Below are 20,744 nucleotides of genomic sequence, written 5' to 3'. Positions count from 1 at the left end.
AAAATAACATCAATTTAATTATTTTGTCCACAGTTCAATATTTTGCTTGATTCTCTTTGTGTAATACTCTTCAACCTTGCTATTGCCAAGTTTCTCAAACCCAGCCAGAAAATCGTTCCATACCTTATCAAAATCCTTTTCTTTTGCCATAACAACCTTTGGAATTGTTGATAGTGTATAATTCCAAATCTTATCGTTAATAGTCTTGATATTCGGATCGTCAATGGATATCATCCATAAATAACCCCATGTCTTTTCAGGATACTCATTAGCTTTTGGGAACAAATCTTTCCAAATTTCTGCCTTATATGCTGACAATACTTTCTTCTCAACATCACTATAGTTCTTTCTTATATCTTCTTTTCTTGTGTCAGGCGCAATTGGATTGCCTGTCGAATCAATATACGTATTGGGCAGTCTTGGGAATGGATAAACATATGCACCTATACCAGTCTTCTTAGAAAATGTTGGATCTGTTTTTCTCATCTGGTCAATCTTTGGCAAAAATACCCTCTTGCCCTTTACATATGTGTGATGAACACCTTCAATACCCCACTGTCTAAGGATATTAGCATCTTCTGTGCACATCCAGTCAAGGAATTTGATTGCTCTTACTTTATCTTTGCACTTTACTGTTATAGCAATGCCCCAACCGCCTGTATATCCAACTTTTACATCAGGTGGACATTGTTTTATTTTTTCATTAACTGTAACAGGATAATAACCGTATGTGTATTCATATTTACCTGCCTTTTTGAGAGCTGTAATTGGTTCACCTACCGCCCAGCCTGCATCAATTAAAGCAAGGACTCTTCCAGATGCTATTTTAGCTTTATATTGGTCGTCTTTCTGGACAAATGTCTCTCTATCAAGGATTCCTGCGTTCCATAAGTGATTTAACCATTTGAAATATTCTTTTTCAATTGGACGTTTATAATGTCTTATTACTTTCAAAGTTTTTGGATCAACATAAAACTCTCCATCATCTGGTGCGCCTGTTGCCTGAAAAGCTGGATTTGTAACCGATATAACAGTTCGCCAGTCATCAGCAGAAAGTGTGAGCGGAATTGTTGGAAGTCCATCTGTAGTAGGATGTTTTTTCCAGTACTTGACTATTGCATTTTCAAAGTCTTTTATTGTTCTTATTCTTGGGTAATTTTGTTCAATTACTACTCTGTGCTGAATCATAAAACCGCCATTAACATCTAAAGTTGCGTCATTGTCTGTTGTAATTCCCAAACAGTAAATGTGTGGATCTTGTGGGCTCCATCTTAATCTCTTGAGGTTTTTGCCATATGCTTTTTTGATATTAGGACCGTATTTTTCAATTAAACTATCCAATTGTACAATACCGCCAGCATTTTTAAGAAGTTGCAAGTCTCCTTTTGCATATACCAGATCTGGATAATCACCACTTGCAGCCATAAGTTGAAGTTTTTGTTGTCCCGCACCTGCAGCTATTGCATACTCAATTTTTAATGTAACACCTGTAAGTTCTTTTATCTTCTGTGCAACTGGTGACTTAAATCCATCATCATTTGGGTTTGTTTCAGCACTGTACATAGTGAGGGTAATTGGCTTTTTTGCTTCGGGTGTTGGCTTGAGAGGCTTCACAAGCTTTGAACTCCCAGCATTACCAACTAAACAAATACCTAAGACAAAGCTAATTATAACAACTACCGAAATAACTGCAAAAAATCTTTTTGAGATTCTCATAGTTTTTCGAAACCTCCCCTTTTTTATGTTTTTAGTTTATTTTAAGCTGGAGTAACCAGCTTAAAACCAAAATTCTAACAACTTTTTTGACATTTAGCTTTTTACTGCACCAATTGTCATACCATGTATAAAATATCTCTGAATAAATGGATACACAAGCAATATGGGAAGCGTTACAATTATTGTCATTGCCATTCTCAATGAATGTGGTGTGACTTTCATGGTCCTGTTAGGATCAAGATTACTATAATAATCTACTTGAGAAGATGCAGTTGCATTAGACAGAATCTTCTGAAGCTCATACTGCAAGGTGGTAAGCTTTGGTTCACTTGAGCAATAGAGATATGTATCAAACCAAGAGTTCCAATGTCCAACTGCAATAAACAAACTAATTGTTGCAATAACAGGAGCACAAAGTGGCAAAATTATTTTCCAAAATATCAAAAAGTCATTTGCACCATCTATCATTGCTGATTCTTCCAAATCGGGCGGAATCCCTTCCATATACGACTTTATAACAATAACATTAAAAGGACTTATAAGACCGGGAAGAATATACACCAAAAAGTTATTCATAAGTCCAAGCCCTCTTACCAACATGTAATCAGGAATCAAGCCTCCACCTACATACATAGTAATAATAAACATTATAGCAACTGGTTTTCTTGCAATAAAATCCTTCCTGTTTATAACATAAGCAACCATAGCAGTTGACAAAACACCTACTGCAGTGCCAATAACAGTTCTCAGCACAGTTATCAACACAGCCCACGGAATTTGAGGATAGTTTAATGTTTCTATATAATTTATCAACGTAAACTTTCGTGGAAATATCGTAATTCCACCTTTCACTGTATCATAAGGATCATTAAGTGATACAGCTAAAACGTGTAAAAAAGGATAGAGGGTGACCACAGCCAAAATTACCATCAGTGTGTAATTAAATACTTCAAAGACCAAATCCCCAGCTGTTTTCTTTTTCACTTTAAAATGCCCCCTTGAATCAAGCTTTCTTTTTTACATCATGCGATAGCCAGTTGTCTTTTTAGAAAACCAATTAGCAAAAACAAGTAGAACCAAGCTCACAACTGACTTGAAAACACCTGCAGCTGTTCCAAATGAGTATCTGCCTGTGCCGATACCATATGTAAGTATATAAAGGTCGATGACATCAGCAACATCTCTTGTTGCCGCAGTTCTTAAAAGAAATTGCTTTTCGAAACCTATGTTTATTATGTTTCCTATGCTCAAAATCAATAGAACTATAACTGTCGGCATTATCCCCGGAAGAGTTATGCTTATCATCTTTCTGAATCTTCCCGCACCATCAACTGTTGCAGCTTCATACAGTTCAGGATTTATTGAAGTGATTGCTGCCAAGTATATAATTGTGTTCCATCCGAGTTCTTTCCAAATATCAGAAAATGTGACTATCCACCAAAAATAACGAGGTTCTGCCATGAACATAATTGGGTAGTTTGTGAGATGAAGCTTTTGTAAAATTTGATTTATCACACCACTTGGCGATAGAATTTCGCTTACTAAACTTGCCACAACAACCCACGAAACAAAGTGTGGAAGATATGAGATTGTCTGAACCGTTCTTTTAAATGCTATATTTTTTATTTCATTTAAAAGCAAAGCTAAGATTATCGGTAGTGGAAAGCCAAATACCAACCCCATAAAACTCATTATTAATGTATTTCTCATAGCTTTATAAAAGTCAGGGTCCTGAAACATCTCAACAAACCATTTAAATCCAACCCATTCTTGATTCCAAATAGGTCTACCAGGCTTATAATCTTGAAAGGCCATAATCCAACCCCATAGTGGGACATACCTAAAAATAATAAGCCATATGATAAAAGGAAAAATCATTAGAATTAGATATCTTTGCCGCCACAGTTTTTTTGAAAGTTTTGCACTGTTCATTTTAAGACCTCCAACTTTACTCTATAACCCACTGTTCAGACATAAATGATTTTAAAAAGAAAAATAAAATCACAATACCCTATTTTTTTGACATCTTATACCCTACAGTTTAGACATTAAAAAAACAAAAAAAGAAGCCATTTTTGTAGCTTCTTTTCTGATATATTTATCAATTTTTTTGTTTTTCTTTATACTCCTTTGGTGAAAGCCCTACATATTTTTTGAATTTTGAACAAAAATAATCAACATCTTCAAAGCCAACTTTTTTACACGTTTCAGATACCTTACATCCTTCTTTTAAAAAGACTTTTGCCTTTTCTACTCGTATTCTATCTAAATATACAGTGAAGTTCTCTCCAAATATCTTTTTAAAGAGTTTACTAAAATAAGAGCTATTGTATCCAAAAGCATTGGCAATTGTATCTAATTTTATATCCGCAAAATAGTTTTTCTCTATAAAGTCAGCAATTTTTTGTTTTAAGCTATCAGGGTTAACTTTATTAATCTCATCTGCAAGAGATACAAAGTAGAATTTTATCAAACCTTTTAATTCTGTCAAAGTAGGCTGAATATAAAAACTTTTTAAAACCTCTTGGCTAAGATATTTTTCAACAAGAGGTTTGTACAACTCATTTTGTGATAATTTATATAATGTCTCAATATAAAAGTTTGAAAAATTTATCTTTATATCCTCTTCAGACATATCGCTATATAAAAGTTGTTCACTCTTCTCTTCAATTATCTGATTAATACTATCAAACCCATTTAGTGCAATAGCCATTGCCAATTTTTCAGCATACTCTTTATCATCAAACTTGACCTTCTTACTTTCTTTGCTTTCCTGATACTCTCCTATGTAAATAATTCCTTTGTATCCTAACAAAAACCGCTTTTCAAGTAATTCAATTGCTTCATTAAGCGACTCTTTGATAAGAGCGTAGTTATCTACCTCACTGCCAATTGAAATTACCACTTGATTACCAACTACTCTTACCAAGTTTTCCTTTAACATGTTAATACTTTTGCTATTGAATGGATACCAAAAATCTTTGAAGAGAATACATATATCATGATTAATAATTGTAGAATATCCACAACAATTTCTTTTTAAAAACAAATCTACCTCTCTTTTTAATTGAAATACCTTATTCTCTATAACCTTTTGATTATCTCTGCCGCAAAACGTTACTATTGCAACCTGATATTTCTTCCATGGCAGTGAAAGTCCATAAAAACTACTGACATAATCTATTTCATGGTCATCAAATGTCCCCAACAAAAGCTTTTCTATTACTTTTTCCAAACCAATTTCTTGAGTTGTACGCATTATTTTTTGCATTTCAACTTCTTGACTGATTTTTTGTTTTACTTTCTCTAACTTCTGCTGGAGTAAATACGGGTCAACAGGCTTTAGCAAATAACTTTCAACACCAAGTTCAATTGCTTCTTTTGCATATTCAAATTCAGAATACCCTGAAAGGATTATAATTTTGGTATTCACTCCTTCCTCTTTTAACTTGTTTATTAGCGTAAGCCCATCTATTCCAGGTATCCTAATATCAACCAAAGCAACTTCAGGTTTAAATTTCTTTATCTTTTCTAATCCTTCTATCCCATCTTGAGCAGTGGCAACAATCTCAAATCCCAAGGCTTTCCAATCAATAATTTTTTGAAGACCTTCTAATATGATAGGCTCATCGTCAATCAAAATCGCCTTTAGCAAAACCTCTTCACCTCTTTGGAATTTGAATTTCCACGCTCGTGCCTTTCCCAAGTTCACTATTTATAAAAATTTTTGCCTCTTCCCCATAAAATAGTTTTAGTCTATGATAAACATTTTTCAGTCCCACATGACTTTTGTCTTTGCTATCTAACGACTGTAAGACCTCCTCAAGCTTTTCCTTAGGCATTCCAGCACCATTGTCTGTAACAATTATCTTTATTGTTCCATCTTTTTCAAATACCTTAATTTCAATGGTCCCTTTTCCTATCATTGGTTCAATACCATGCCTAATTGAATTTTCCACAAGTGGTTGGATAATAAACGGAAGTACTTTTGATGAAAGAAGGTCATCTTGAACTTCAATTTTGTAATCTATCTTATTTCCAAATCGAAACTTTTGAATCTCTAAAAATTCCTTAACAATCTCAATTTCTTTTTCCAAAGTTATTAAATCTATTGTCATCTCTATACTTTTCCTGAGCAAATTACTCAGCAAATAAACAACTTGAGCTATTTCATACTGACCTGTACAAAAAGCCTTCATCCTGATAGCCTCAAGAGTATTGAATAAAAAATGAGGATTTATTTGACTACAAAGCATCTCAAACTGGATTTCTCTTTGTTTAGCAATTATTTGTTGTTTTTGTACCTCTGCCAGATACACCTGGTCAATCAGGTTTTTGATATTTTTAGCCATTGTTTTTATATTCTCTGTGAGCTGTCCAATCTCATCATTGCCTAAAATATTTATCTGTGCATCCAAATTGCCATGCGAAATTTCATTCACTTTTTTGTTCAAGATTGCAATTCTGTCAGTTATCAGTTTAGAGAATAAGAGCATAAGAAGAAGTGATACTAAAGAATTAACAAGTATAAGCACAAACGTTATAAAAGTTATTTTGTTGACCCTTTTAAATATCTCTTTCTTCGAGAAAAAGGAAATGACTTTGAGAAAGCTACTTCCGCTTTCACTTGCACTAATTGTACCTAAAATTGCCATTGTTCTTTGACCATCAATATTGACATTCTCAATAAGTTTGCCATCCTGAGAGGAAAAATTAAAATTCAGTTTCTTACCAACAAGATCTTTGTCTTTTGCAGCAACAATTATTCCTTTGTCGGTAATAACTAATGTGTTTAAGTGCAATGACAACACTTCCTCGAGCTTTTCTTTTTTTATGTAAATTACCATTACACCTATTCTTTCACCATAAGAGTTTTTTATAAGCCTTATCAAGCTAAAATAATACTGCGGCCGAAATGGATTATTGTCAAACACAAGCTCCCATAAAATCTTCCCATCGCCTTTTATGGCTTCTTTAAACCATTCTTGATTTTTTGTATAATCGTCAACCTTTACAATTTCGCCTGTATCAAGCAATGTGGGATTAAAGGCATAAATTTTTATTGCATGAATATTTTTGTTGTAAATAGACATGAGATTGGAAAGCTCTGTATATGAAATATAATCATCGTATATTTTGGATATATCTTCGTACTCTGTTGAAAGTATATTCAGAAGTTTTTTATCAAGATATAATTTATTAGAAATATCAACAGCATTCTGTACAATATCCATAAGTTTGATTTTTACATCCTCAACATTTTTCCTTGTGTCTTTGATAGCATTTTCCAAAGCAATTGCTCTGAGGTTTAAAAAAAGAATAATCCCCAAAATAGTTTGGGGAATTAAAGCAGAAATCACAAAGGCTAATATGAACTTTTTCTTTATTTTTAAATTTGTAAAAAAAAGTTTCATTTTTCTCACCCATTAGATTTCTTTAATTCTAATTATAACTCTGTTTTTTCAACACTCAACAGTGCTTTTTTGTCTGCTGATTCTAAAACTACTTCACATCCATCTTCTTTTTTACTAACTAAAGCATTAAATTGAGATTTTAAGTTAAGTCCATGGAAAATAAACTTCCAAGGCTTTTGAGTATCCTTTAATACATTTATAGAGATATTATCTTTCTCTCTTATTACTTCTAACTCAAGTTCTGTCTCGCCATTTGTATTCTTCACAGTCACAGAAGCAGTCTTCCCATCCTCCAATTCATATACATTCAATGTTACATTTTGAGCATAGTCATAATCAGACTTTGTGTCACAACTTCCTATTGGAATTATAGAATTTGGCCTTGCCAAAAGCGGCAAGCTAAAATAATCATGTTTTTCCTTTCTCCACCTGCCACCAACAATCTTTTCACCTGTCAATATGTTTGTCCACACGCCTTCTGGAACATAATACTGAACCTCGCCATCTGGTGAGAAGATTGGAGCAACTAAGAGGCTACTTCCTAACATATACTGTCTATCAAGGTACTCGCATGCTGGGTCATCTGGAAACTCTAATACCATGGGTCTCAAAACTGGAATTCCTTTCTCTACTGCCTCTACAGCCGCTGAAAAGATGTATGGCATAAGTTTGCATTTTAATTTTGTAAAGAACCTAAGTACATCAACCGCCTCTTCGTCATAAAGCCATGGAACTTTATAGGCAGAATTTCCATGAAGTCTGCTGTGAGAAGATAAAAGTCCAAATGCTACCCATCTTTTGTAAAGATCTGGTGTTGCTGTACTCTCAAACCCCCCTATGTCATGACTCCAAAAACCAAACCCGCAAAGTGAAAGTGAAAGGCCACCCCTGAGTGTCTCTGCCATAGACTCATATGAAGCTAAACAGTCTCCGCCCCAGTGCACAGGAAATTTCTGGCTTCCTGCTGTCGCTGACCTTGCAAACACAACTGCATTTCCCTTGCCAAACGTTTCTTGAAGCGTTTCATATACTGTCTTGTTGTAAAGATAGGTGTAGTAATTGTGCATCTTTTGAGGGTCTGAACCATCAAAATAAACAACATCTGTTGGAATTCTTTCACCAAAATCTGTCTTAAAACAGTCAACTCCCATTTCAATTAGCTCTTTGAGCTTATCTGAATACCACCTGCACGCCTCGGGGTTTGTAAAATCAACAATTGCCATGCCGGGTTGCCAATCATCTGTCTGCCATACATCACCATTTGGTTTTTTCAAAAAATATCCTTTTTCTTTTCCCTCATCAAAAAGTTTTGAAAACTGAGACACGTAAGGATTTATCCAAATACAAATTTTAACTCCCTTTTCTTTTAATCTTTCAAGCATATTTTTCGGATCTGGAAAAACTCTCTTGTCCCATTCAAAGTCAACCCAGTGCATATCCTTCATCCAGAAACAGTCAAAATGAAATACATGAAGTGGAATATCTTTTTGAATCATTCCATCTATAAAGCTTGTAACTGTTTTTTCATCATAGTTTGTAGTAAATGAGGTTGTAAGCCAAAGTCCAAAAGACCATGCAGGAGGAAGCTGCGGTCTTCCTGTCAGCTTTGTGTAATTTTCTAAAACATTTTTCATGCTGCTGCCACCAATTATGAAATACTCTAAATATTCACCTTCCACAGAAAACTGGACTCTTTCCACATTCTCAGTGGCAACTTCAAATGATACACGCCCTGGATCATTCACAAAAACACCATAACCACGGTTTGTGATGTAAAAAGGAATGTTTTTGTAAGCAAGCTCAGAGATTGTACCACCATCTTCGTTCCACATATCAACCACTTGTCCGTTTTTAACAAAAGGGGTAAACCTCTCACCCAGCCCATAAACACATTCGCCAACACTCAAAGAAAGCTGTTCTCTCATGTAAGTATTATTATCAGCCATGATTGCATAACCAAGATATTTATAACCGTTTTTTGTGAGATATTTATCTTCATAGTAATATTCTACTTTCCATTCATCTTTTTTATTAATAACAGCTCTGAGCTTTCCACTTGTTATTACAATATTATCTGAAAAATCTTCTATGCAAGGACAATATCCTTCTTCTTTATAAAATTCAAAATAAGGCTTTTTGCTTTTTTGACCCTTGTAGTGCCAAATTTGTACTCTTATAACATCTTTAAAAGGTGACGAAAAGCGTATAGTGAAAACAGGACCCTGCAGAGTTTGTCCTCTGTTTGTAATGAAGTGAGCTGGGGCAAAAACTATGACTGAATCTTTCGAAATTTCGTAGTCATATACATGGGCTGGATGATACAACTTAACTCCATCTTTTACACGCCAAAGGCCCTCTGTAAATTTCATTTTGTAAATTTCCTCCCTTACTTGGTTTGAAACGATTATTTATTTATAAAAGAGGTCCAAAACAATCAAGTTTTATTATACAAAATCCCTTTTTTTACTTCTCATACTTTTTTGCAAAAAAGTATAAATACTTTGCTCTAATCAATATAAAAAATTTGAACTTCGATACTCAAAAAACTAATCCAATAAAAATGATTGCTTTTACAAAAGAAATGCAACTATTGGTAGGAAAAGTGAAATGAAAATTATATTAACACAAGATATTTTTTTTGTATCTGAATGGAGTAACACCCACATACTCTTTAAATACTTTTATAAAATAGCTCACATTATTAAATCCTACTTCAAATGCAATTTCAGAAATACTCATGTTTGTGTTTTTAATAAGCTCAATTGCTTTTTCAACCCTGAACTTATTTATGTAATCAACTGGTGTAAGATGAGTAATCTCCTTAAAAAGACGACAAAAATAGAATTTGCTCAGGTTTGCAAGCTTTGCGAGTAGGTCAATATCTATATCAGATGAATAGTTGGAATTGATGAAATCAAGCGCGGACTTTATTTTTTCAAGTTTTAAATCAAGCTCTCTGTCAGTAGAATTTGCTGTCACATATCTTTTATTAAAAAGATAATAAAATATAACAAATAAATAGCCTTTAACCAAAAGCTCATAACCTTTTGGCTTTTCTTTCCACACTGTGATTATGTTCGAAATTAGTTCTCTTGTATGTTCATCCTCAAAACTATTTTGAACAAGTAGTTTTCTTTCTGAAACAGACTGCAAATACTTACTTTTGCATATATCCGGACCTTCGGAAAATAGCATGCTCAAATTAAATACAATTGCATAAGGTTCGGGATTATCCTCTGCTTTTCCACCATGAATTGACCCACAGTTGACAAATAAAAACTGTTTTGGTCCTAAAAAATATTCTTTGCCATCAACTCTAAAACTTGCCGTTCCCTTTTCAAGATAGACTATCTCAAATTCATCATGCCAATGAGGTAGAAGAGTATTGTTTTCGTGAACAAATATTTTTTCATATACATTTATAGGAAACACCGCACTGCCATGCTGAACCTTTTCTTTGAGTCTCAACCTTTCATCCATTACAATTTCCCCACTTTTTTGTATGTTTTCAATAAAAGCAATATATTAATCTTAAATAAATTTTACCACAAGCACAACAAAATAAAAAGCTGCCGCAATCTAAAACTTGCGGCAGCATTTCATCCATTGATAATATTTTATTTTTTCATCTTCATAACCTCTTTTGCTTTATTTACAATCTCTTCTGCTGTGAGCCTGTAGTATTTCAAAACATCCTCAGGCTTTCCTGACCTTCCAAACTCATCATTTACTCCAACCATCTTAACAGGTATAGGATAATTTTGAATTAAAACCTCAGACACAGCACTTCCAAAACCGCCCAAGATATTGTGCTCTTCTGCTGTGACAATGCAGCCAGTCATTTTTGCAACATCTAAAATCAAATCAATATCAATTGGCTTTATGCATGGCATATCAACAAGATATACCGAAATTCCCTCATCCTGGAGCATCTTTGCAGCTTTTATAGCTTCATGGACCATCAGCCCTGTTGCCAAAATTCCAACGTCTGTACCTTTTTGCAGAACAATACCTTTCCCAAGCTCAAGTTTTAGTTCACCTTTCTTGTAAATCTCCTCAACCCCAAGTCTTCCCAAACGAATATAAACAGGGCCTTCATGCTCGATTGCAAGCCTTACACATTCATACGTGGATGCTGCATCAGAAGGAGAGAGCACTACCATCCCAGGAATTACTCTCATCAATGCTATATCTTCAAGCATCTGATGAGATGCACCATCTTCGCCAATTGATACACCTGCATGTGATGCTCCAATCTTGACATTTAGGTGTGGATAGCCAATGGAGTTTCTCACCTGGTCATAAGCTCTTCCAGCGGCAAAGACTGCAAATGTGCTTGCAAAAGGAATCTTGCCACACGTTGCAAGTCCTGCTGCTGTCGCCATAAGATCCTGCTCTGCAATTCCTATATTGAAAAACCTGTCAGGAAATTTCTTTTTGAAAATCTCTGTCCTTGTTGATTTTGAAAGGTCTGCATCAAGTACAACAATGTCTTTGTATACTTCACCAAACTCAGCCAGTGCTTGGCCATATGCTTCTCTTGTTGCTATTTTTGCCATCTTATCCTTGCACCTCCAAAGCTTCATACTGCTTTTGTAGCTCCTCTAAAGCTTTTTGTGCCTGCTCTTTATTAGGAGCTGTACCATGCCAGCCTACTTCATTTTCCATAAATGATACACCCTTGCCTTTTACTGTTTCAGCAATAATGATTGTGGGTTTCCCTTTTATTGTCTTTGCTTCGTTTACAGCCTTTTCAATCTGGTTAAAATCATGTCCATCAATCTTTATAACATGCCAGCCAAATGCCCTGAATTTTTCATCAACAGGCTCGGGGGACATAACCTCTGTGATTTTCCCATCAATCTGAAGGCCATTGTGATCTAAAAATGCTGTGAGATTGTCAAGTTTGTAATGTGCAGCTGTCATTGCAGCTTCCCAAATTTGTCCTTCTTGGATTTCGCCATCGCCGAGCAAAACATATACTCTATAATCCTTTTTGTCAAGCTTTGCAGCCAGTGCCATTCCATTTGCAACAGACAATCCCTGACCTAATGACCCTGTTGACATTTCCACCCCGGGCACCTTTTTCATATCGGGATGGCCCTGCAGACTTGAATAAATCTGCCTAAAACCTTTTAGCTCCTCCTTGCTTATGAAACCCTTTTCAGCCAAAACCGCATACAAAAGTGGTGATGCATGTCCTTTGGAAAGAACAAACCTGTCTCTCTTTGGATCTTTTGGATTTTTCGGGTCAATGTTCATCTCAACAAAGTAAAGATATGTCAAAATCTCAACACCAGAAAGTGAACCGCCAGGGTGACCAGAACCAGCTTCAGCTGTTTGAATAATTATGCTCTTTCTTATTTCAGTTGCTATCTTTTTGAGCTCAAGCTCCTTTGCCTTGTCCATCTTGTACCTTGAACCTCCCTTACGAAATTTGGATTCTCATTTACCAATTAACTGATGGTTTACTTCTTTTTTCTTTATATTATACCATTAAATCATTTTTAACTCAAACAGAAAAACCTTCACCTAAAACCTCACGAACATCTGTTAAAATGACAAAAGCTTTCTGATCAATGCTCTTGACGAGGTTCTTTACACGGCTTACCTCATGTCTTTTCACAACACAAAGCAGTACGTTTTTTTCTGTCTTTGTCCACATGCCAATGCCATGAAGACCTGTCACACCTCTGTCAAGCTCTTTTAGAATCTTCTCTGCGATTATGTCTGATTTGTCAGAGATTATTATAAGTGCTTTTGCAAAGTTGACACCTTCTAAGATAGCATCCATTACTTTTGAACATGCAAAAAGGGTCAAAACTGCCCAAAGTCCAAGTTCATAGTTTTTAAATACTATTGAAGCCATTGCAATTACAGCAACATCAAGCCCTAAAAGAATCTGTCCAACTGAGATAAAGGAGATAAACTTATGAATTATTCTTGCAAGCATCTCAGTTCCACCAGTTGTTGCCTCGTACAAAAGCACAATAGCAAGTCCCAGCCCCATTAGTGCTCCACCAAAAACTGAAGCAAGTAGTTTATCATATGTAATACAGGGCAAGAAAGCTGTCAGGTCTGTCAAAACTGAAAGGGCTATTGTACCGTACACACTCTTGACTCCAAAATCTACTCCAATTGTCTTCACGCCCCAAATAAAAGCAGGAATGTTCAAAGCAAGCATTGTCATACCAACAGGAAGTTTAAAACGAGAGACATAATACACAACGGTTGCAATACCAGAAAATCCACCTGCTGCAATCTTGTTTGGAACAAGAAAGAGGTTTAAAGACAGTGCAACCAAAAGTGAACCAAATGTTATAGCAGCATATTCGTATATAACTCTGAAAATCTTTTTTAGCATCTATCTTCCCCCAAATAGTTTAGTTTTCAAAACAACAAATATAAACTTGGGCAATGCAAGCATTCTTTTAAATCTCCAAGGCTGGGTAATAAGCCTATAAAACCACTCAAGTCCAAGCTTTTGGAAAATCTTTGGCGCTCTTTTGACCTCACCTGAGAGTACATCCAAACTTCCACCAACTCCCATGATGAGTTTGCAATTTAGCTTCTTTTTATTTTTGTAAATCCACTCCTCTTGCCTTTTCATACCCATAGCAACAAAGACTACGTCTGCCTTTGAAGAGTTTATAAGCTCTATCACCTTTTCGTTTTCTTCTTGTGAAAAATAGCCATGGTGTGTACCACAGATACTTAAGTTTTTAAAAATCTTTAAAAGATTTTCTTTTGCCTTTTCAGCAACTGAAGGCTTTGCACCAAGTAAAAACACCCTTTTTTGTTGTCTTTCAAGCTCTGGCATTAGCGCCATCATCAGGTCAAAGCCAGTAACCCTCTCATACAGTTTTTCACCAAAATATTTTGATGCCCATACAACCCCAATTCCATCTGGAACATTTAAATCGCTTGAGTTTAGAATCTTTTTAAACTTTTCATCCTTTTGTGCAAGCATAATCATCTCTACATTTGGAGTAAAAACAACATGAGGTGATGAGGAATTTAAAAACTCAAGACACTTTTCTTTTGCCTTTTTAAAGTTCACACAGTCAATCCTCACACCTAAGATGTTTATGCTATCTTTCTTTTTAATATTATTCAAAGCCTCTCTTAATATTTCAAAAGCCTTTTCAGCTTTCTGGGTCATGTTCTTTGTAATCTCATCAATTTTCTTTGTTACTTTCCCATCATATAGCATATATTGAATACTAATTAGCACATTATTTTCATCGAAACTGTCTACATACCCTGCAGGTTTAAACCCATATATCTTTAGAAAACTGTCAATCTTTGGGTCATAGGAAATACCAATGAATCTAACACCCATCTTTGCTGCAAACACAAGAGCGTGAAGCCTCATCCCAACTACTAAATCCAATTTCTTGAAAATTCCTAAAAGCTCATGCGGAGATAGCTTTTCACTTAGCACGTATGGTTTATTTTTCATCTTTGAGACAATCTCATTTATCTTGATTATGTCCCACTTGCCTTGAAAAGGAATAAACACAACGTTGTACCCTTCACTTTCTATAAGAATGTCAGCAATCTTTGCAATTTTGTCAGTCATGTCCTTTTCCTTTTTCCATTTTCTTACCACAATGCCTATGGTCTTTTTGCTAAAATCTATTTTATACTCTTCTAAAAGTTTTTGTATTTTTTGCTCACAGCAAGGATTCAGTAAAAAGGCAGGGTCTGCTGAAAGTTCAATCTTTTTGTTTATTTTTAATTTATGCAAAAAATCAAACGAATCATAGTCTCTTACTGTAATATAATCTGCAAGTTTTATCACATGTTTGAAAAGAAATATATTATACCACCTTTTAATGGGTCCAATTCCCTGAGAAAAAATAAAAACCTTTTTGCCAAAAAGCTTTGCAAGAAAGATCTGAAAAAGGTAATAATAAAGGCTTCTGTTGCTTGTCTCATTTTGAAAAAGACTTCCCCCGCCAGAAATAAAAATGTCACATCTCTTTATTGCTTTTATAACAGAAGGAATCTTTTTCCTGTTGACAGACTCCACATTATAGATCTTTGATGTAAGCTCTGGTCTTGAAGACAACACAACTATATTCAAACTGCTATTGCTCTCTCTTTCATATTCTTTTAGTTTATCAACTAAAACCCTTAAGATTGCCTCATCACCAGTATTCAATTGTCCGTAATATCCTGATATAACAATATTTTTCATTTGCTTTTCTCACCCAAAATTAAAATATTGGTTTTGAATAAAGTTCAAATTATCTGCAGAGAATAATCTATGGAAAACTTAAAAATCACATCAATACTGGAGGTATATAAGATGCCAGATAGAATCACCTGTAATGTCTCTGATTGCATGTACTGGGACAACAAAAGATGTACAGCACCATCAATTGAAGTATCAGTTGATGGTGGTGGTTCTACAGCTCACGGCACAAAAGAAAAAACAAATTGCCACACATACACCTTAAGAAGATAAAATTCCTATCTTTTGACCTCACTTCCGTAAGGACAGACCCTCATGCATATACCACAAACCTGGCCACGCCCTATATACTTAAACTTTTCCTTCATGTAAGTGCTACATGCATGGGGGTCTATCATCTCATTTCTATCAATGCCCAAGTACCATGTACTTCCACGAAGTGCCTGTGCTGGGCAGCTTATAATACAGAGATTGCACTGTCCACATTGAGGCTCCATTATATGATTTTCAATCTTTTCTTCTGGTTCATATGTTGTAAGTATTGTTCCAAGCCTTACTCTCGGACCAAATCTATTGTGAACAAAAAGGTTGTTTTTCCCTATAAACCCCATGCCAGACAAAACTGCTCCTATCTTGTGAGATAAAACTCCTGAAAAACCGTTGTCCTTGCCATGGACGCTCTGTGATGCAGCAACACTCATCGCAAAATATCCTTTTGACTCTAAAAATAATACCCCTTTTAAAGTCAAAAGGTCAATGAGGTTATTTACTGCCTTGTAATGGTGGTAATATGTAAATGTGGGTGAATCCACAATTTCATTTACGATAGCGTCAGAAAGTCTTACAGTTACAGTTATGCAGGTTTTAAACATTTTTAGTTCAGCTGGAAGGTATTCATGTATATTTGAAATACCAACGTCACTTGCGCCTTCTTTAATTAGCATTTCTTTTAATTCTTTTAAGATCATATTGAAAATCACTCTCTTTTTTAGAATATAAAATCAAATACTTCTTCTATATTTGACATTGCATATATCTTCATTCCAAAATCTGAAGACAAATTTTCTGAATTCCTCTTTGGAATTATTGCCCTTTCAAAGCCCAGTTTTTTAGCCTCATTTAGCCTTTTTTCAATGCTATTTACTGCTCTAATCTCGCCGGTTAAACCCACTTCACCTATTAATACATTATCTCCAATCGGCACGCCCTTATAACTTGAGGCAATAGCACACACAATTGCAAGGTCTGCCGCAGGTTCTGTAACCTTAAATCCACCTGCAACATTTACATATATATCCTGAACATTCAAAGGAAGACCAACCTTTTTTTCAAGCACTGCGCAAAGCATTACACACCTGTTATAGTCAATTCCGGTCACAGTCCTTCGTGGTGTACCAAAAGATGTCGGGGTGGTCAGTGCCTGAATCTCCAATAAAATAGCACGCGTCCCTTCAATTGCAGAGTAAATAGCAACTCCTTCTACATTGTAGCTACTCTCTAAAAAAAGACTTGAAGGATTTTTTACCTCAACAAGCCCGCTATCGGTCATCTCAAATATCCCAAGCTGGTTTGTTGGTCCAAATCGGTTTTTATAAGCTCTTATAATTCTAAATGTATTAAATCGCTCACCTTCAAAATATAAAACACAGTCAACCATATGCTCTAAAACCCTTGGCCCGGCAATAAGTCCGTCTTTTGTGACATGTCCAACAATTACAATTGTAATTTTTAAGCTTTTTGCCAGTTTCAAAAGTTTCATTGTCACATCTCTTACCTGTGTAACACTTCCCGGAGCTGATTGATTATCCGGAAGATACATTGTTTGAATTGAATCTATTATAATAAACTCGGGTTTAAGGTCTAAAATCAACCTTTCAACAAGGTCAAAGTTTGTCTCACATAAAATATCAATATCGCCATCTATCTTTAGCCTCTGGGCTCGTAGTTTTAACTGGTTTGCCCCTTCTTCACCAGAGACATATAATACCTTCATCCTCTTGCTCAATATACTTCCAACCTGCAAAAGCAAAGTTGACTTCCCTATCCCTGGCTCACCGCCAAGCAAAATCAGCTCACCTTTGACAAAACCTCCACCAAGGACACTGTCAAGCTCATCAATTCCACATAAAAACCTCTCTTCTTCTGTTGCGACATCTGAGAGCTTTAAAGGTGTCAAATTACTTTGTTGAGGTTTTGTAACCTCTTTTTTCTTATCCTCTACGTATTCTCCCACTAACGTGTCCCAACTTGAGCAATTTGGACATCTTCCAAGCCACTTTGAAGTCTTGTAGCCACATTCTTGACAGACATAAACCATTTTCAATTCAAATCACCTTTTCTTTAAATCCATACGATATATTTTTATCATATTTTCACCTATTAATAAAGAGTTATGATATAATCTAATTGATGGGCATGGTAAAAGATGAGGAGGTTTGTTTTTAGAAAATGAAGGTCTTGCATTTAATAAGTGGTGGAGATACTGGGGGTGCAAAAACACATATCATAAACCTTTGTTCAAAATTAAAAAATCTGGTTAAGCTGAAGATTATTTGTTTTATGTATGGACCATTTTATGATGAGGTAAAAAATGCTGGAATTGACATAGATGTTATCCCGCAACGTTCACGATTTGATTTGAGTGTTGTTGACAAGATATATCAAATGATAGAGCATGAGGGGTACGATATAATTCACTGTCACGGTGCAAGGGCAAACTTTATCGGAATGTTTCTCAAAAGGAAGGTCAAAAACATACCTTTTATAACAACAATACATAGTGATTTTGACTTGGATTTTCAGGACGTGTTTTATAAAAGGATTATTTTTTCGTACTTGAACAAGGTCTCACTAAAAAGGTTTGACTATTTTATTTCTGTTGGGTCTGCCTTGATTGATAAGATTAAAAGTTTAGGAGTAGATGAAAAGAAAATTTTTCTTTTGTACAACGGATTTGACTTCGCCAAAGAGATAAGCTTTGAAGAAAAAGATGCATTTTTATCAAGGTACATGGACAAATCTGTATATCAATCTAAAACAATTGTAGGAAACTTAAGCAGGTTATATAAAGTAAAGGGATTAGACGTTTTTATTAAAGCTGCAAACTTGGTTGTTAAAGATAACCCTAATGTGATTTTTTTAATTGGTGGCAGTGGTCCCCAAAGGGAGTATCTTCAAAATATGATAAATGAGTTTAAATTAAATGACAAAGTTTTTTTGCTTGGCAATATAAGAAATCCATATGATTTTTTCAACGCAATAGACATAAATGTAATTAGTTCATATTCAGAGACATTCCCATACTCAATCTTAGAGGCAACAGCTCTTGAAAAATGCTGTATCTCAAGTAAAGTAGGTTCTGTCCCTGACTTGATTGAAGATGGTGAAAATGGCTTTTTGTTCGAGGTAGGAGATTATAAAGAACTTTCTAAAAAAATAGAAACTCTTTTAAATAACAAAGAAGTTATTACAACTTTTGGCAAAAGACTTTCTCAAAAAGCAAAAGAAAAATTTTCAGCTGAGAATATGGCAAAAATGCAATTTGAGATTTACAAAAGGATTATGCAAAAAAGGTAAAGGGCTACCTTTTGCAGAAATTTTTACCAAGCAGGTAGCCCCTTTGATTTTTGTTGCTTTTTAAAACTTTTAAATCTTTACATTTCTTTCTTTGCTGCTAATTCTGATAACCTCACTTACCTCTGAGACAAATATCTTTCCATCGCCTGGGTTGCCAGTTGAACAGCAGTCAAGAATAATATCTATAACCTTTTCAAATTGTTCATCGCTTACAACCATCATTACTAAAACCTTTGGCAAAAGGTCTACTGTGTACGACCCTGCCCTCCACTGCAGAGTAATTCCTCGTTGGATTCCTCTTCCTTTTACTCTCATAACTGTCATACCATAGATTCCTTCTTTTTCCAAGCACTCTTTGAGGTCATTTAGCTTCTCTTCCCTGATGATGGCTTCAATCTTTTTCATTTCAAAACACCCCCAAAATTAAATTCCGCCATAAGCCTCTTCACCATGCTGAGATATGTCAAGGCCAACTGTCTCCTCTTCATATGTCACAGCAAGCCCAACTGTCTTGTCAAGAATTTTCGCTATTATAAATGTAATTACAAATGAAAAAGCCCATACAACAGCTACAGAAATTAACTGTACTAAAAATAGGTTAAAGTTTCCAAATATCAAGCCATCATTTCCACCAGGGTTTACCGCCTTGCTTGCAAATATGCCTGTCGCAAGCGCCCCCCAAGTTCCACCCATGCCATGGCATGCCCATACATCCAAAGTCTCATCAAGTTTTAGCCTTTCGCGAAGTCTTATAAAGTAGAATGAGATTACAGATGCAACTGCACCTATTACAATTGCTGTAAGAGCATTTACATAACCTGATGCAGGTGTTATTGCAACAAGCCCAACAACCGCACCTGTTGCAATTCCAATTGCACTTGGTTTTTTATAGAGCCAGCTTATAATCATCCACGAAACAGCGGCAGATGCAGCAGCCACATTTGTCACTACAAAAGCATTTACTCCTATCTCATTTGCAGCTAAACTGCTTCCACCATTGAACCCGAACCATCCAAACCAAAGTAAAAACGCACCAAGTAATGTAAGTGGAATATTGTTTGGTTCCATCTGAACCTTCCCAAAGTCTTTCCTTTTTCTAATCACAAGCGACAAAGCCAAAGCTGAGACACCAGCAGTAATATGCACAACAGTCCCGCCTGCAAAATCTAAAGCACCTAAGTCTTTGAGCCATCCACCTTTTGCCCACACCCAATGCGCAACAGGGTTGTAGACAAATAGAGCCCACAGCAATGTAAAGAGTATATAGCTGCTAAATTTGATTCTTTCTACATATGCTCCCACAATCAGGGCTGGAGTAATAACAGCAAACATCATCTGAAATGCCATGAACAAAAGGTGTGGGATTGTGGCTGCATAGTCAGGGTTGGGTTTATATCCCACATTTCTTAAACCTGCCCAATCCAGACTTCCAATCAAACCAAACCTGTCAGGGCCAAACGCCATGCTGTAGCCAACCAGTACCCATTCAATGCTAATTATCCCCAAAGTCAACGCTGACATGGTAATTGTGGAAAGAAGGTTTTTTCGTCTGACCATACCACCATAAAAAAGACCTACCGCCGGTGTCATCAGCATAACCAGAGCTGTTGAAATGAGTACCCATACAATATCAGCATAGTTCATCCAAAACACCCCCAAATCTTATTTTGAAAGTCTATATCCGCCTAAAATGCAAAATGGGGACATACCCTTTTTTGGTATGCCCCCATTGGCAACTACAATTTTATTATATCCAGCTTTTGAGATGATGTCAATAGGTGAAATTTTAAATTGGTGAAATTGCAAAAATAAAAGCTCCTTGAAAAAAGGAGCTGCAA

The 20,744-nt window shown here is 35.5% G+C and carries 17 protein-coding genes; 2 read left to right on the top strand and 15 right to left on the bottom strand.

What is annotated here, in order from left to right:
• Window positions 1–18 precede the first annotated feature (18 nt).
• The 11 genes from ELD05_RS03905 to csaB all read right to left on the bottom strand — a co-directional run bounded on the left by ELD05_RS03905 (window position 19) and on the right by csaB (window position 15,333).
• A complete protein-coding gene (locus ELD05_RS03905) occupies window positions 19–1,716 on the bottom strand; it encodes an ABC transporter substrate-binding protein (RefSeq protein ID WP_127351443.1) in 1,698 nt (565 codons plus the stop codon).
• Window positions 1,717–1,809: 93 nt separating this feature from the next.
• Complete coding sequence (locus ELD05_RS03900) at window positions 1,810–2,700, bottom strand: carbohydrate ABC transporter permease (protein WP_127351442.1); 891 nt, start codon at window positions 2,698–2,700, stop codon at window positions 1,810–1,812.
• Between the two features lie 33 nt (window positions 2,701–2,733).
• A complete protein-coding gene (locus tag ELD05_RS03895; RefSeq protein WP_127351441.1) occupies window positions 2,734–3,648 on the bottom strand; it encodes an ABC transporter permease in 915 nt (304 codons plus the stop codon).
• A 169-nt stretch (window positions 3,649–3,817) separates the two neighbouring features.
• Window positions 3,818–5,422 carry a response regulator transcription factor gene (locus ELD05_RS03890; RefSeq protein WP_241243604.1) on the bottom strand — a complete coding sequence of 535 codons (1,605 nt, stop codon included), beginning with the start codon at window positions 5,420–5,422 and terminating at the stop codon, window positions 3,818–3,820.
• Entirely contained in the window at window positions 5,379–7,130 is a 1,752-nt protein-coding gene (locus ELD05_RS03885) for a sensor histidine kinase (RefSeq protein ID WP_127351439.1), read from the bottom strand. The genes ELD05_RS03890 and ELD05_RS03885 overlap by 44 nt, the downstream gene beginning before the upstream one ends.
• A gap of 32 nt (window positions 7,131–7,162) precedes the next feature.
• Complete coding sequence (gene yicI, locus ELD05_RS03880; protein ID WP_127351438.1) at window positions 7,163–9,499, bottom strand: alpha-xylosidase; 2,337 nt, start codon at window positions 9,497–9,499, stop codon at window positions 7,163–7,165.
• 250 nt (window positions 9,500–9,749) lie between these two features.
• Entirely contained in the window at window positions 9,750–10,610 is an 861-nt protein-coding gene (locus ELD05_RS03875) for an AraC family transcriptional regulator (RefSeq protein ID WP_127351437.1), read from the bottom strand.
• 137 nt (window positions 10,611–10,747) lie between these two features.
• The gene (locus ELD05_RS03870; protein WP_127351436.1) at window positions 10,748–11,689 is read right to left on the bottom strand and encodes a transketolase family protein; all 942 of its coding nucleotides are present in this window, start codon (window positions 11,687–11,689) and stop codon (window positions 10,748–10,750) included.
• Between the two features lies 1 nt (window position 11,690).
• Complete coding sequence (locus ELD05_RS03865) at window positions 11,691–12,539, bottom strand: transketolase (protein ID WP_127351435.1); 849 nt, start codon at window positions 12,537–12,539, stop codon at window positions 11,691–11,693.
• A 103-nt stretch (window positions 12,540–12,642) separates the two neighbouring features.
• Window positions 12,643–13,494 (bottom strand): YitT family protein, encoded by an 852-nt coding sequence (locus ELD05_RS03860; protein ID WP_127351434.1) that lies wholly within the window; start codon window positions 13,492–13,494, stop codon window positions 12,643–12,645.
• Entirely contained in the window at window positions 13,495–15,333 is a 1,839-nt protein-coding gene (gene csaB, locus ELD05_RS03855; protein ID WP_127351433.1) for a polysaccharide pyruvyl transferase CsaB, read from the bottom strand.
• A gap of 111 nt (window positions 15,334–15,444) precedes the next feature.
• On the opposite strand from csaB, the gene ELD05_RS03850 reads away from it, so the two are divergent.
• Window positions 15,445–15,603 carry a DUF1540 domain-containing protein gene (locus ELD05_RS03850; protein WP_011916886.1) on the top strand — a complete coding sequence of 53 codons (159 nt, stop codon included), beginning with the start codon at window positions 15,445–15,447 and terminating at the stop codon, window positions 15,601–15,603.
• Between the two features lie 5 nt (window positions 15,604–15,608).
• Here ELD05_RS03850 and ELD05_RS03845 read toward each other — a convergent pair whose 3' ends face one another.
• Entirely contained in the window at window positions 15,609–16,298 is a 690-nt protein-coding gene (locus tag ELD05_RS03845; RefSeq protein ID WP_127351432.1) for a 4Fe-4S double cluster binding domain-containing protein, read from the bottom strand.
• A 20-nt stretch (window positions 16,299–16,318) separates the two neighbouring features.
• The gene (gene radA / locus ELD05_RS03840; RefSeq protein ID WP_127351431.1) at window positions 16,319–17,647 is read right to left on the bottom strand and encodes a DNA repair protein RadA; all 1,329 of its coding nucleotides are present in this window, start codon (window positions 17,645–17,647) and stop codon (window positions 16,319–16,321) included.
• A 131-nt stretch (window positions 17,648–17,778) separates the two neighbouring features.
• Between radA and ELD05_RS03835 the strand changes: the two genes are divergently transcribed.
• Complete coding sequence (locus ELD05_RS03835) at window positions 17,779–18,906, top strand: glycosyltransferase (RefSeq protein ID WP_127351430.1); 1,128 nt, start codon at window positions 17,779–17,781, stop codon at window positions 18,904–18,906.
• Window positions 18,907–18,975: 69 nt separating this feature from the next.
• Here ELD05_RS03835 and ELD05_RS03830 read toward each other — a convergent pair whose 3' ends face one another.
• Entirely contained in the window at window positions 18,976–19,311 is a 336-nt protein-coding gene (locus ELD05_RS03830) for a P-II family nitrogen regulator (protein WP_045175567.1), read from the bottom strand.
• 18 nt (window positions 19,312–19,329) lie between these two features.
• Window positions 19,330–20,550, bottom strand: a complete 1,221-nt coding sequence (locus tag ELD05_RS03825) for an ammonium transporter (RefSeq protein ID WP_127351429.1) — start codon at window positions 20,548–20,550, stop codon at window positions 19,330–19,332.
• Between the last annotated feature and the right edge of the window lie 194 nt (window positions 20,551–20,744).

Origin of the sequence: Caldicellulosiruptor changbaiensis (assembly GCF_003999255.1) — a bacterium.
Lineage (GTDB): Bacteria > Bacillota > Thermoanaerobacteria > Caldicellulosiruptorales > Caldicellulosiruptoraceae > Caldicellulosiruptor > Caldicellulosiruptor changbaiensis.
This window is presented reverse-complemented; position numbering and strand designations above follow the sequence as displayed.

Coding starts and splice junctions, on each gene's coding strand:
- ELD05_RS03905 (WP_127351443.1), bottom strand. CDS start 1,716: ATGAGAATCTCAAAAAGATTTTTTGCAGTTATTTCGGTAGTTGTTATA.
- ELD05_RS03895 (WP_127351441.1), bottom strand. CDS start 3,648: ATGAACAGTGCAAAACTTTCAAAAAAACTGTGGCGGCAAAGATATCTA.
- ELD05_RS03885 (WP_127351439.1), bottom strand. CDS start 7,130: ATGAAACTTTTTTTTACAAATTTAAAAATAAAGAAAAAGTTCATATTA.
- yicI (WP_127351438.1), bottom strand. CDS start 9,499: ATGAAATTTACAGAGGGCCTTTGGCGTGTAAAAGATGGAGTTAAGTTG.
- ELD05_RS03875 (WP_127351437.1), bottom strand. CDS start 10,610: ATGGATGAAAGGTTGAGACTCAAAGAAAAGGTTCAGCATGGCAGTGCG.
- ELD05_RS03870 (WP_127351436.1), bottom strand. CDS start 11,689: ATGGCAAAAATAGCAACAAGAGAAGCATATGGCCAAGCACTGGCTGAG.
- ELD05_RS03865 (WP_127351435.1), bottom strand. CDS start 12,539: ATGGACAAGGCAAAGGAGCTTGAGCTCAAAAAGATAGCAACTGAAATA.
- ELD05_RS03860 (WP_127351434.1), bottom strand. CDS start 13,494: ATGCTAAAAAAGATTTTCAGAGTTATATACGAATATGCTGCTATAACA.
- csaB (WP_127351433.1), bottom strand. CDS start 15,333: ATGAAAAATATTGTTATATCAGGATATTACGGACAATTGAATACTGGT.
- ELD05_RS03850 (WP_011916886.1), top strand. CDS start 15,445: ATGCCAGATAGAATCACCTGTAATGTCTCTGATTGCATGTACTGGGAC.
- ELD05_RS03845 (WP_127351432.1), bottom strand. CDS start 16,298: ATGATCTTAAAAGAATTAAAAGAAATGCTAATTAAAGAAGGCGCAAGT.
- radA (WP_127351431.1), bottom strand. CDS start 17,647: ATGGTTTATGTCTGTCAAGAATGTGGCTACAAGACTTCAAAGTGGCTT.
- ELD05_RS03835 (WP_127351430.1), top strand. CDS start 17,779: ATGAAGGTCTTGCATTTAATAAGTGGTGGAGATACTGGGGGTGCAAAA.
- ELD05_RS03830 (WP_045175567.1), bottom strand. CDS start 19,311: ATGAAAAAGATTGAAGCCATCATCAGGGAAGAGAAGCTAAATGACCTC.
- ELD05_RS03825 (WP_127351429.1), bottom strand. CDS start 20,550: ATGAACTATGCTGATATTGTATGGGTACTCATTTCAACAGCTCTGGTT.